Annotated in this window: 10 protein-coding genes; 5 read left to right on the plus strand and 5 right to left on the minus strand. The window is 63.7% G+C overall.

Going from position 1 to position 11918, the window contains the following annotated elements:
• Window positions 1–83: 83 nt before the first annotated feature.
• From HR9077_RS14765 to HR9077_RS14780, 4 genes are read left to right on the plus strand one after another with little or no spacing between them, the layout of a single operon-like run.
• On the plus strand, window positions 84–1919 hold the full coding sequence (locus HR9077_RS14765) for an extracellular solute-binding protein (RefSeq protein ID WP_136067754.1): 1836 nt from the start codon (window positions 84–86) through the stop codon (window positions 1917–1919).
• Window positions 1920–1928: 9 nt separating this feature from the next.
• The gene (locus HR9077_RS14770) at window positions 1929–3005 is read left to right on the plus strand and encodes a microcin C ABC transporter permease YejB (protein WP_136067755.1); all 1077 of its coding nucleotides are present in this window, start codon (window positions 1929–1931) and stop codon (window positions 3003–3005) included.
• A gap of 5 nt (window positions 3006–3010) precedes the next feature.
• Entirely contained in the window at window positions 3011–4129 is a 1119-nt protein-coding gene (locus HR9077_RS14775; RefSeq protein ID WP_136067756.1) for an ABC transporter permease, read from the plus strand.
• Window positions 4126–5712 carry an ABC transporter ATP-binding protein gene (locus HR9077_RS14780; protein WP_136067757.1) on the plus strand — a complete coding sequence of 529 codons (1587 nt, stop codon included), beginning with the start codon at window positions 4126–4128 and terminating at the stop codon, window positions 5710–5712. The genes HR9077_RS14775 and HR9077_RS14780 overlap by 4 nt, the downstream gene beginning before the upstream one ends.
• Window positions 5713–5728: 16 nt before the next feature.
• Here HR9077_RS14780 and HR9077_RS14785 read toward each other — a convergent pair whose 3' ends face one another.
• The 3 genes from HR9077_RS14785 to HR9077_RS14795 form a co-directional block, all read right to left on the minus strand.
• Complete coding sequence (locus HR9077_RS14785) at window positions 5729–6385, minus strand: hypothetical protein (protein WP_136067758.1); 657 nt, start codon at window positions 6383–6385, stop codon at window positions 5729–5731.
• A 96-nt stretch (window positions 6386–6481) separates the two neighbouring features.
• Complete coding sequence (locus HR9077_RS14790) at window positions 6482–7183, minus strand: pseudouridine synthase (protein WP_136067759.1); 702 nt, start codon at window positions 7181–7183, stop codon at window positions 6482–6484.
• Window positions 7183–7986 carry an amidohydrolase gene (locus HR9077_RS14795; protein ID WP_136067760.1) on the minus strand — a complete coding sequence of 268 codons (804 nt, stop codon included), beginning with the start codon at window positions 7984–7986 and terminating at the stop codon, window positions 7183–7185. The genes HR9077_RS14790 and HR9077_RS14795 overlap by 1 nt, the downstream gene beginning before the upstream one ends.
• Before the next feature lie 192 nt (window positions 7987–8178).
• Here HR9077_RS14795 and rarD point away from each other — a divergent pair, with 192 nt between their 5' ends.
• Window positions 8179–9087, plus strand: coding sequence for an EamA family transporter RarD (gene rarD, locus HR9077_RS14800; RefSeq protein WP_136067761.1), 909 nt, complete (start codon window positions 8179–8181; stop codon window positions 9085–9087).
• An 18-nt stretch (window positions 9088–9105) separates the two neighbouring features.
• Here the strand turns inward: rarD and HR9077_RS14805 are convergent, their stop codons facing one another.
• Window positions 9106–10149, minus strand: coding sequence for a hypothetical protein (locus tag HR9077_RS14805; RefSeq protein ID WP_136067762.1), 1044 nt, complete (start codon window positions 10147–10149; stop codon window positions 9106–9108).
• Between the two features lie 144 nt (window positions 10150–10293).
• The gene (locus HR9077_RS14810) at window positions 10294–11892 is read right to left on the minus strand and encodes a methyl-accepting chemotaxis protein (RefSeq protein WP_136067763.1); all 1599 of its coding nucleotides are present in this window, start codon (window positions 11890–11892) and stop codon (window positions 10294–10296) included.
• Window positions 11893–11918 lie beyond the last annotated feature (26 nt).

Genomic DNA, 11918 nt, shown 5'->3' on the forward strand with positions numbered 1-11918 from the left:
ACCGGTTGCACGTTCCAACCATGAGCTCGCCGGTTCATCCCAGGCAAGGCGCGACATGTCGCGCGATCAGAAGGATCTCGCCGATGCTACGCAATCGCCTGGCCGCGCTGCTGGCGGCCGTCTCGTTGACGTTACCGGGGGCGGCCCTGGCCACCGACGCCACGCAGGTTCCGACGGTCAATGGCCTGGCGCTATACGACCAGCCCGCGCTACCGGCCGATTTCACGCACTTTCCCTACGTCAACCCCGAGGCTCCGCCGGGCGGCGAGCTGGTCCGCGCCGCACAGGGCAGCTTCGACTCGACCAATCCGTTCATCATCAAGGGCACGCCAGCCAGCGGCCTTCAAGGCATCTACGACACACTGATGGTCAGCAACCCCGACGAGCCCTTTTCGATGTATGGGCTGCTGGCGTCGGGCATTCGCCTGGACCCCGAGCGGCGCTGGATGGAATTCGACATCAACCCCGCCGCGCGCTTCCACGATGGCACGCCGGTCACGGCCGATGACGTCGTGTTCAGCTTTCGCCTGCTGCGCGACGAGGGCGAGCCCTTCTATGCCGGCTATTACGCCGATGTCACCTCGGTCCAGGCGCTCGATGAAGGCACCGTCCGTTTCGAATTCGCTGCCGACAACTCACGCGAGTTGCCGCTGATCCTCGGGCAACTGCCCGTGCTCCCCGAGCATTACTGGGCGAGTCGTGATTTCACCACGCCGACGCTCGACAAGCTGCTGGGTTCGGGGCCCTACCGTATCGCCGAAGTCGATCCCGGACGACGCATCGTCTACCAGCGGGTCGACGATTACTGGGGCAAGGACCTGCCGGTCAATCGTGGCCGCCACAATATCGATCGACTGGTTTTCGACTACTACCGTGACCAGACGGTGGCCCTGGAAGCCTTCAAGGCAGGCAATGTCGACATGCGTATCGAGTCCAGCGCACGCAACTGGGCCACTGCCTACGACTTTCCGGCCGTCACCAACGGTTTCGTCGAAAAGATGCTGGTCGCCGAGGGTCAGCCCGACGGCATGCAGGCCTACGTCATGAATCTGCGGCGCGACAAGTTCAAGGACGTGCGGGTTCGCGAGGCCCTCAATCTGGCCTTCTACTTCCCATGGCTCAATGAGCGACTCTTCTACGGCGCCTATGAGCGCACCCACAGCTATTTCGAAAGCTCGGAGATGGCCGCCGAGGGCCTGCCCGACGACGCCGAACTCGAACTACTCGAGCCCCACCGCGACCAGCTCCCCGAGCGGCTCTTCGACGAGCCACTGCCGATCGAACAGCCCGAGGACCTGCGTCCGCGGCTGCGCAAGGCCCTGGGTCTGCTGCGCGATGCCGGCTACGAGGTGCAAAGGGGTCAGTTGGTCGATCGGACGACCGAGCAGCCCTTCACCCTGGAGGTCCTGCTCTACGACAGCCAGTTCGAGCGTATCGTCCAGCCGCTGCTCAAGAATCTCGAACGGATCGGTATCCAGGGAAGGATTCGCACCGTCGACGTCAATCAGTACCTCAACCGTTTGCGCAATTTCGATTTCGACATGATCGTGGGCAGCTTCCCGCAATCGGCCAATCCGGGCAATGAGCAGCGCGAATACTGGACTTCGGCGTACGCCGACCAGCCTCAGAGCCGTAATCTCATCGGCCTGAAGGATCCGGTCATCGATGCGCTGGTCGACTCGTTGATCCGCGCCGAATCGCGCCAGGCGCTGGACACCGCGGCACAGGCGCTCGACCGGGTGCTGCGCTGGGGGTTCTACGTGATCCCGCAGTTTCATCTCGACGGCACACGCATCGCGGTATGGGACAAGTACGGCTACGCCCAGCCCTTCCCCGAGTACAACCTCGACCTCGATGCCTGGTGGGTCGATCCGCAACGCGCCGAGACGATCAACCAGCGTCAGCACGGTGGAGGCTGATAAACGCCCGTGGCTGCCTATATCCTACGACGCCTGCTGTTGATGATCCCCACCCTGCTGGGGATCATGCTGCTCAACTTCATCATCGTCCAGGCCGCGCCGGGCGGCCCCATCGACCAGATCATCGCCCGCTACCAGGGGCTCGACAGCAACGCCAGCACACGACTCGACACCGGCGGTGGCGATCCCGCCGGCACCAGCCAGACCTCGCGTGGTTCGCGCGGCGTCGACCCGCGTTTCATCGCCCAGCTCGAAGAACAGTTCGGCTTCGATGAGCCGGCCTATCAGCGTTTCCTGGGGATGATCGGCGATTACGCTACCTTCGATTTCGGCAACAGCTTCTTTCGCGACCGCCCGGTGGTCGACCTGATGCTCGAGCGCCTGCCGGTTTCGATCTCGCTGGGCCTATGGACCACCCTGCTGGTCTATCTGATCTCTATCCCGATGGGGATCCGCAAGGCACTCCGCCACGGTTCGCGCTTCGATGTGTGGACTTCGGGGCTGGTCATCGTCGGCTATGCGATTCCCGGCTTCCTGTTCGCCATCCTGTTGATCGTGCTGTTCGCCGGCGGCAGCTACTTCGACCTCTTCCCGCTGCGCGGACTGACCTCGGCCGATTTCGACCAGCTCACAGGGTGGGGCAAGGTCACCGACTACCTGTGGCATATCACCCTTCCGGTCACCGCCGCGGCGATCGGCAGCTTCGCGACGCTGACCATGCTGACCAAGAACAGCTTTCTCGACGAGATTCACAAGCAGTACGTCCTGACCGCGAGAGCCAAGGGGGCCAGCGACCGCCGCGTCCTCTACGGGCATGTGTTTCGCAACGCCATGCTCCTGATCATCGCCGGACTGCCTTCCGCGCTGGTCGGCATCTTCTTTACCGGTTCGCTGCTCATCGAAGTGATCTTCTCCCTCAACGGCCTTGGCCTTTTGGGTTTCGAAGCGGTGATGCAGCGCGACTATCCGGTGATCTTCGGCACGCTCTACCTGTATACCCTGATCGGCCTGATCCTCAAGCTGGTCTCCGATCTGACCTACGTGTGGGTCGACCCACGCATCGATTTCGATACTCGGGAAGCATGACGACCATGTCGCAGAGAAAGCAATTGCGCCTGTCGCCGATCATGCGACGTCGGCTGGCGGTATTTCGCGGCAATCCCCGGGCCCGCTGGTCACTGTGGATGTTCGCCGTGCTGTTCGCGCTCAGCCTGGGTGCCGAGCTGATCGCCAACGACAAGCCATTGGTCGTGCATTATCAAGACGGCTGGTACGTACCCTTGCTGGTGGATTACCCGGAAACCGATTTCGGTGGTTTTCTACCGACGACCACCGATTATCGGGATGAGTTCGTTCAGGACGAGATCCGCGAACACGGCTGGATGCTCTGGCCACCGATCCCCTTTTCCTACGACACCCTCGATCAGCAGCTCGGCGAACCGGCGCCCTCGCCGCCCGACCTTCGCCACTGGCTGGGTACCGACGACCAGGGGCGCGACGTGCTGGCAAGGGTGATCTATGGCTTCCGTCTCTCGGTATTGTTCGCGCTGGCGCTCACTGGCGGTTCACTGATTCTCGGCGTGGCCTTCGGTGGCATCCAGGGTTATTTCGGCGGCAAGGTCGACCTTGTCGGTCAACGTCTTTCCGAGATATGGGCCGGGCTGCCGATGCTGTTCCTGCTGATCATTCTCGCCAGCCTGGTCGAGCCCAATATCTGGTGGCTGCTGGGCATCATGCTGCTGTTCTCCTGGCTGGGCCTGGTGGATATCGTGCGCGCGGAGTTCCTGCGCGCACGCAATCTCGAGTATGTGCGCGCGGCGCGCGCCATGGGCCTGCCCCCGCGACTCGTCATGTGGCGCCATGTGCTGCCCAATGCGATGGTCGCCACCCTCACCTTCATCCCTTTCCTGTTCACCGGGGCGATAACCACCTTGACCGCACTGGATTTCCTGGGCTTCGGCCTGCCTCCCGGCTCGCCGTCGCTCGGCGAGCTGGTCGCCCAGGGCAAGAACAACCTGCAGGCGCCCTGGCTGGGCATCACTGCCTTCGTCACGCTGAGCCTGATGCTGTCGTTGCTGGTATTCATCGGCGAAGGCCTGCGCGATGCATTCGATCCCCGACATGTTCAGGCCGCTACCGGCACCGCCCAGCCGACCCCCACCGCGCAGGGCGGTACGGGGCGCGGCGACAGCGCGGAGGTCAGCCGATGAACAGCGACACCGTGCTGTCACTCGATAACTTCTCCATCGCCTTTGGCTCGCTATCGGCCGTCGAACGCCTCTCGTTGCGCGTCGACGCCGGAGAGACCCTGGCGCTGGTCGGCGAATCGGGATCGGGCAAGTCGGTTACCGCCCTGGGGGCAATGGGCCTGCTGCCCGGCAATGCGCGGGTCGACGGGAGCCGCAAGCTCGTGGGGCATGACCTGTCGGAACTCGATGAAACCCAATGGCATCGGCTGCGTGGCAACCAGGTGGGGTTCATCTTTCAGGAGCCGATGACTTCGCTGAATCCTCTCCATACCGTCGGTAAACAGGTCGGCGAAGCTTTGCGTCTGCATGGCGACGTCACCAGGCGCGCGGCGCGACGCAAGGCCCATGAGCTCCTCGAACAGGTGCAGCTGCCGCGGCCCGGCGAACTTCTCGATGCCTGGCCCCACCAGCTGTCCGGCGGACAGCGGCAGCGGGTCATGATCGCCCTGGCGATCGCCAACCGCCCACGGCTGCTGATCGCCGACGAGCCGACGACCGCCCTCGATGTCACCGTTCAGCAGGACATCCTGCAGTTGTTGCGCGATCTCCAGAAGAACCACGGGATGGCCATGCTGTTCATCACCCATGACCTCAACCTGGTGCGTCGCCACGCCGATCGCGTCTGTGTACTCTACCGGGGGCGCGAACAGGAAAGCGGAGACGTCCAAGAGGTATTCGAGCGGCCGCGCAGTGCCTATACCCGCACGCTGCTGGCCGCCGAGCCCGAGGGACGCCCCGCTCCCTGCCAGAGCGAAGACACCCTGCTCACCGCCAACCGCCTCTCGGTTGCTTTCAGGCGCCCGCGACGCTTGTTCGCCCGGCGCCGTGCGCCCTTCATCGCGGTTCAGCCCCTTGATTTGCGCCTGGCTCGCGGCGAGACGTTGGGCGTGGTCGGCGAGTCGGGGTCGGGCAAGACCACGTTGGGCTTGGCGCTGCTGCGCCTCAATCAGGCGACCGGACAGGTCACCCTCGACGGAGCGCGGCTGGACACCCTCAGCGGCAAGGGTCTGCGCAGGCAACGCCAGCATATGCAGATCGTCTTTCAAGACCCCTATGGCTCGCTCTCCCCGCGCATGCCGGTTGCCGAGGTTATCAGCGAGGGGCTGCGCTTCCATGCCCCCCGTCTCACCGAACAGGCGGTCCGCGACCGCGTCGCCGCCACCCTGCGGGAAGTCGGCTTGCCGGAAGACGTGGCATCGCGCTACTCGCATGAATTCTCGGGTGGTCAACGTCAGCGTATCGCCATCGCCCGGGCGATCATCCTCGAGCCGAAACTGCTGATACTCGACGAACCGACATCGGCACTCGACCGCACCGTCCAGAAGCAATTGATCACCCTGCTCCGCGAGTTGCAGGCGCGGCGCGGGTTGAGCTACGTGTTCATCAGCCATGATCTGTCGGTCGTCAGGGCCATGGCCCATCGCGTGATGGTCATGAAAAACGGCGAGGTCGTCGAGCACGGCGATTGCGACAGGGTCTTGCGCAACCCGGCAAGCGACTACACGCGCGCCTTGCTGAAAGCCGCGGCCTTGAGCGACGATTGAAACCGACTAGGCGTGACTACGAGGCTTCCTTGAGGATCTGCTTGTGGTCCTTGGCCAGTTGACTGCGCACCAGCGCCGCGACCAGTCTGCAGAAGCGCGGCGTGTCGCCCTTCACGCATTCGCTCAACGCCGCGACGTCGTCGCCTAGCCCCAGCTTGGCACTGGACTTGAGTGCCATCTTGTCGGCGAACGGAGCGATTTCCTCCCAGCAGATCTGCACTTCGCGGAGGAAGATATCGGCTCCCACGCCACCGATACCCTTGAACTCCTTGAGCAGGCGTCGCGCCTCGGCAGGGTCGCCGTTTGCCCGCTCGCGCAGCTTGCGCAGGTCGCCGGCATACTCGGCCTGGAGATGTTCGGTCAGGGCCTCCAACTGGCTGGCGGTTTTCTCGTCATAACGCGCATAACCGTTGCCGTTGAGTACCTTGACCCGCTCTTCCCAGCTCGAATCGGCCATCTTGCGCGGCGTGGTCAAGCCCGCCTTGGCAAGCGCCCGGCAGGCGCGCATGGCCTGGTCGGCCCCTACCGGTGCGCTGGTCAACAGCGCCAGGCCAAGGATGCGAAACAGCGGAGTCGGCGTGTTGCGCGTCAGATCCACGCCTAGTTCATGGGCGAATGTCTCGCCATGGCGATCAAGCAGTACCTCGACGACCTTGTGCCGTTTGTTGGCCATTCGATCTTCTCCTGAATGCTGAACGAACAGCTATCGAGCTTGGATGAAATCGAATGATCGTGCGAGGTCGAAAGAAAAGATAACGGTATAAATCTTTCAAAAGGCGGCGATCTCTTCGTCTCGCAGCATTCGGCACTCGCCAGGCTCCAGGTCGGGATCCAGGACCAGGGGCCCGATCGACTCGCGGTGCAGCGTGTCGATACGATTGCCGATGGCCGCGAACATGCGCCGTACCTGGTGGTATTTCCCGTCGGTCACGGTGATGCGAAAACGCTCGGATGAAAGCGCTTCGAGCCCTGCGGGTTGTGTGGGCTTGTGTTCGCCATCCAGCAACAGGCCCTTGGCAAAGCTGTCTATCGCCCTGTCCAGCTCACCGCCCTCCAGGGGCTCGGCCAGCGTTGCCAGATACACCTTGGGACACCGGGTTCGCGGCGATGTCACGCGATGGGACCATTGCCCATCGTCGGTCAGCAGAATCAACCCGGTGGTATCGACATCCAGCCGCCCCACCGGATGCAGACGCTCGACCTTGGGCAGGTCGATCAGCTCGAGCACCGTCTGGTAGCGTCCCGCGCGCGTGGTGCATTCGACCCCCGGGGGCTTGTTCATCATCAGATAACGCAGGCCAAAGGGCGTCAACCGCTCACCCAGCCAGTCGACGGCGCTCCCCTCGCCGACCTGGACGGCCGGATTCTTGGTCATCTCGCCGTCGACACTCACCTCGCCCCGGTGAAGCGCCTTCTTGGCCAGGCTGCGGGTCAAATCGGTGGTCTCGCAAAGAAACTTGTCCAGGCGCATTACATCTCCAGCGTGAAGCGATCAGCATCCATCCAGGCGGGGAATTTGTCGCGGAATTGGGCCAGCGTGTCGCTGTCGAGCACACCGGTGCGCAGGAACGGTTGATCGCGGGGCTCATCGATCAGCGGCTCGCCCTTGAAGTCGACGAGCATCGAATCGCCGGAATAGGCCAGCTTCTTGGCGTCTTCACCGACACGATTGACGCCGATCACGTAGCACAGGTTCTCGACCGCCCTCGCCTGCAGCAGCGTACGCCATGGTTGGCGACGGGGCGCCGGCCAATTGGCCACGCACAGCATGGCATCGTACTCGAAGTGTGCACCCGCACGAGGCTGCTGGCGCAGCCATACCGGGAACCGCAAGTCGTAGCAGACCGTCAGCAGCAGGCGAAATCCCTTGAGCTCGACGATCACCCGTTGATCGCCCATGCCATAGCGCTCATGCTCACCGGCCATGCGGAACAGGTGACGCTTGTCGTAATAAGCCAGCTCGCCGTCGGGGGTCGCCCAGATCATGCGGTTGTAGTAATCGCCATCGGCGAGCACCGCCACGCTGCCGGTCACGACGCATCCGCGTTGCATCGCCTGGCGACGCAACCAGGCGACGCTCCGGCTGTCTTCCATCGGCTCGGCCATGCTGCGCGAGTTCATGGTGAAGCCAGTGGCGAACATCTCGGGCAGCACGATCAGGTCGGTCTGTGCCTGCCCCAAGGCGCCGAGCTGCTCTTCCAGCAAGCGACAATTGGCTTCGGGATCCTCCCAGCGCAGATCCGGTTGGACGAGGGTCGTGCGTAGCTCGCTCATGCTGTCCTCCTGTCGCGGGTTCCCCCATGGGTCGTGTCCTTAGCCTAACCGAGGGTCCGCCAAGGTGCAGCCGCAGGAACACCCGCCATGTTAACATTAGCGTCTGCTTCACGCTGGGCCACGACCCACTCGGGGCGCGACAACACGCGGCCGAGTGTCGTTCCCCATGGCCAACCACAATCAGGAAAACTCATGAGCCTGTCCGTCCAGCCCGACAAGGAAGCCTCCCAGGGGGTGCTTTTTGGCCTGTGCGCCTACCTGATGTGGGGTTGCTTTCCGCTGTTCTTCGCGCTGTTCGAGGGTATCCCCGCCTGGGAGATACTCATCCATCGCGTGCTGTGGTCCTGCGTGTTTCTGGTCGGCCTGGTGAGCCTGCTCAGGCGGTGGTCGCCGATTCGCGCGGCGCTGGCCGAGCCGCGGCGGCTGGGGCGGGTACTGGCGTGCGCGGTGCTGATCGGCCTCAACTGGGGCATCTACATCTATGCCGTCGAGAGCCGCCAGGTCTTTCAGGCGAGTCTGGGGTATTTTCTCACGCCGCTGGTCAATGTGGCGCTGGGCATGTTCTTCCTCAAGGAACGCATGTCGCCACTGCAGGGGGTCGCCGTGGCCCTCGCCGCACTGGCGATCGCCATTCAACTGGTGCTGTTGGGGACCCTTCCCTGGATCACGCTGCTACTGGCCACGACCTTCGGCACGTATGGCCTGCTGCGCAAGCAGGTACCGCTGGACGGCCTCTCGGGACTCTTCGTCGAGACCTTGCTACTGTTTCCGCTGGGCTTGCTGGCGATTGCCTGGCTGAGCCATAGCGGCCACTCCCACTTCATGCAGGGCGACAATCAGGCCTCGCTGCTGCTCACCGCCAGCGGCGTGATAACGGCGCTGCCGCTGATGGCGTTCGCCGGGGCCGCAAGGCGGTTGCGCCTGGCCACCCTTGGCTTTTTGATGTACCTGAACCCCACGATTCAGTTCTGCATTGCCCTGCTGGTCTTTCATGAGCCGCTGTCTGCGATCCAGCTGGCTACGTTCGTGCTGATCTGGATCGGCTTGGCAACCTATTCCTATTCCGCCTGGCAGCAACGCCCTCGGGAAAAGGCCGCCTGAGCGCCCCGCCCACGGGGTTCAGCCAAGCGAAGCCTCGTCGGCGACCATCAGTCGCGATTCGCCAAGGCGCAAGCGCTCTATCAGCGTGCCGAGCACGGCCATTGTCGGCACCTGACACTGCCACAGGGTCTCGTCGCCACGCAGCGCCAACGCCTCGCGATGCATGGTCGCAGCGGGATCCGCGCTGCGGTCATCGAGCGCTTCAAGCCCCATCCCCGCCAACCGGGCGCCTTCCACGCCGGGCAAGAGCACGACGCAGCTGCGCACCCCCTCGGTATTGAGGGCGATACGCTGACGACAATCGGCGAGCTGCCAGATCGACAGCCGTAGACGACTCACCGTACGCTCCAGCACCACGCTGTCGCTGGCGGCAAGCCATTCGGCCGCCAAACGGCCGTTGATTCTGCGCCCTGTCGTCGAGGCGTTGATGTGTGGATACAGGAAGCCGCCGCGCTGGACCATCCAGTCCAGCGCGTCGTCGAAATCCACCCCATGGAGCTTAGAAAACGGCATCTCGCGGCGCGACACGGCGTTACGCACGGTCGATAACTTCAGACTGCACAGCGCCGCTATCTCGATGACACTCAGCCCGTGCTCCGCGGGGTCGGGCGCCAGATAGGCAGGCAGCACGTTGGCCAGACCGACATGCTGCTCGAGGCGCGCCCTCACCCTGGCGATGCCCAGCAGGTGCAGTAATCGCTGGGGTGGCGTTCGTCCAGCCAGCTCGCCCAGGCTATGAGCCATCAAGACCAGGTGCCAGAAATCGCTGAGGCCGGCGGCCCCGGCCCCGAGGCTCGGCATGGTTCGCGGTTCGAGCACCCAACCATGCAGGGCTTCCAGTGACTGCGTCATGCGCTCCATCAGCGCATCGGCCGTTAACCCCGGGACCGCTGCGCGCATTGCCATGTTCCCCAGGTAGAGACGTTGCAACGGGCTGACCATCGCCTGGCAAGCGGCCACCAGCTCCGCCTTCAGCCGCGGCAGTGCCAGCACGTCCCTCACCGCCTGACCGAGCAGCGACTCCTGCAACAGCCCCGACGAGGCCATGGCCACCTTGGTCATTGAATGTACTCCTGCGCACAGACGAGGCCATGGCGATGCGCACCGATCATGGCAATTCGCCCGGCCCTTTTTTAGTGAGTTCTGTTTATCCTATGTTAAAGAGGTTAACGGCAAGCGCGTAAACTTCTTTAATGAGGGAGGTTGTCAATTCATGATTGCGTCGTTTCCGGGCTGGTAGCCGACCCGAAAACCGCCCCAATGGCGGCCGTTGACATGGATGGGGACGGAAAGGTCGTGCATCACTTCACCGGTGTCACGCTTGTAGGTCTGCACCAGCAGGGCGCGGGTGTGCGATCCGCAACGGCTGCCGGTGGGGTCGTCGAAGATTCGCTTGCTGCGGCTGTATTTCAGATCGGTGTCATAATCGCCGCAGGGCGGCTGGCTGACGTGACGGTTGTGCGTCGGCACGTAGCCGCGCTGGTCGCAGGCGATAGCGTAACTGGCCTGTAGCGCATCGAGCAGTGGTTCCTGAATGGCGGGCAATCTGTCGTCGGTATATTCATCATAGGCAGTCCGATACTGAGGCGGTCGGGTATTTGAGATAACGGTATAATTGGTGCTGAAAAGCGCCTCTTCCCGCAAGTCGCCGCGCTTGATGGCCTGTTCGAACAGGCTGGCGATACGGTCGGCGGCACGCCTCGCCTCGCCGAATACCTGCTGGTGCCGGCTGGCCAGGCGCTGCTGGGCCAGTTCGCCATCCACGGCCTCCGCGGCGTCCATCAACGCACGGGCCTGCTCGGCGAGGTCGTGCATATCGCCCAGTCCATCGTCGACATGGGTCTTGAGGGTGGTCAAGGTCTGCGAAACCTGCTGACTATGGCCACGGGTCCGCTGCATCGAATCGGCAATCTCGGCGACCTGGCTTTCGACGCTGTCGAAATCCTCGGTCATCGCCGAGAGATGCCCGCCCACCGCCTCCACTTCACTCGCGCTGGCACCCACACGGCGCATCAGGTGGCCGATCGTCTCGACGACCCGGTTGCTGCTGTCGCCGATCTCGTCGACCAGCGATTCGACCTGGCGGGTCGCCTCTGCGGTACGCCGCGACAGTTCTCGCACCTCGCCGGCCACCACGGCGAAGCCGCGGCCATGCTCGCCGGCACGCGCCGCCTCGATCGAGGCGTTGAGCGACAGCAGGTTGGTCTGCTCGGCGATCTCTTCGATCATCCCGGTGACATCCCTGACCCGATGGGTCTTGCCCGCCAGGGACTCGAGCAGCTCAAGCGCCTCATCGGAGCGGCCGGCCAGCTGCGTCATTTCCCCGATGACGCCGTCAAGCGCCTGACGGTTGCTCTGGTTGGCGGATTGCGAGGCGTTCGCCCGGGCGGCAAGCTGGCTGGCGCTGACCGAAACGGTCTCTATGGTTGCAGTAATCGCCGCCATGCTCGTCACCGCTTCACTGACGATGGTTTCCTGTTCGGTGAGCCGCTTGTCGAGACGGTCGGCATGGTGCGATACCTCCGCAGAGGCGATCGCCGTCCTGCCGGCACGTTTGACGAGCCGCTGGGCCATTTGCCGCAGCGACAGGTAATCGCGCCCCGAAGCCGGCAGCCCGAGCTGGCTCATGGCTTCGAGCGCCTCGGGCCCGGCGTCATGGATCCGCGCCGAGCGATCGAGCGCCAGCCCCGCGAACAATCCCAGAACGGTCGTCAGGTAGGGCACCCATGGCGTTTCGAGCCATAGGCTGGCAGCAACGGCGGCGGTCAGAAAGACACCCAAAAGACCCAGATTCACGATACGCATCAGCGGACTCTCCCGGCGGATTTCCA

Source organism: Modicisalibacter radicis (assembly GCF_900961225.1).
Taxonomy (GTDB): domain Bacteria; phylum Pseudomonadota; class Gammaproteobacteria; order Pseudomonadales; family Halomonadaceae; genus Modicisalibacter.

Excerpts from the sequence above, each read along its gene's own strand:
- HR9077_RS14785 (WP_136067758.1), bottom strand. The coding sequence starts at position 6,385 with ATGGCCAACAAACGGCACAAGGTCGTCGAGGTACTGCTTGATCGCCAT.
- HR9077_RS14765 (WP_136067754.1), top strand. The coding sequence starts at position 84 with ATGCTACGCAATCGCCTGGCCGCGCTGCTGGCGGCCGTCTCGTTGACG.
- HR9077_RS14790 (WP_136067759.1), bottom strand. The coding sequence starts at position 7,183 with ATGCGCCTGGACAAGTTTCTTTGCGAGACCACCGATTTGACCCGCAGC.
- HR9077_RS14775 (WP_136067756.1), top strand. The coding sequence starts at position 3,011 with ATGTCGCAGAGAAAGCAATTGCGCCTGTCGCCGATCATGCGACGTCGG.
- HR9077_RS14780 (WP_136067757.1), top strand. The coding sequence starts at position 4,126 with ATGAACAGCGACACCGTGCTGTCACTCGATAACTTCTCCATCGCCTTT.
- HR9077_RS14810 (WP_136067763.1), bottom strand. The coding sequence starts at position 11,892 with ATGCGTATCGTGAATCTGGGTCTTTTGGGTGTCTTTCTGACCGCCGCC.
- HR9077_RS14795 (WP_136067760.1), bottom strand. The coding sequence starts at position 7,986 with ATGAGCGAGCTACGCACGACCCTCGTCCAACCGGATCTGCGCTGGGAG.
- HR9077_RS14805 (WP_136067762.1), bottom strand. The coding sequence starts at position 10,149 with ATGACCAAGGTGGCCATGGCCTCGTCGGGGCTGTTGCAGGAGTCGCTG.
- rarD (WP_136067761.1), top strand. The coding sequence starts at position 8,179 with ATGAGCCTGTCCGTCCAGCCCGACAAGGAAGCCTCCCAGGGGGTGCTT.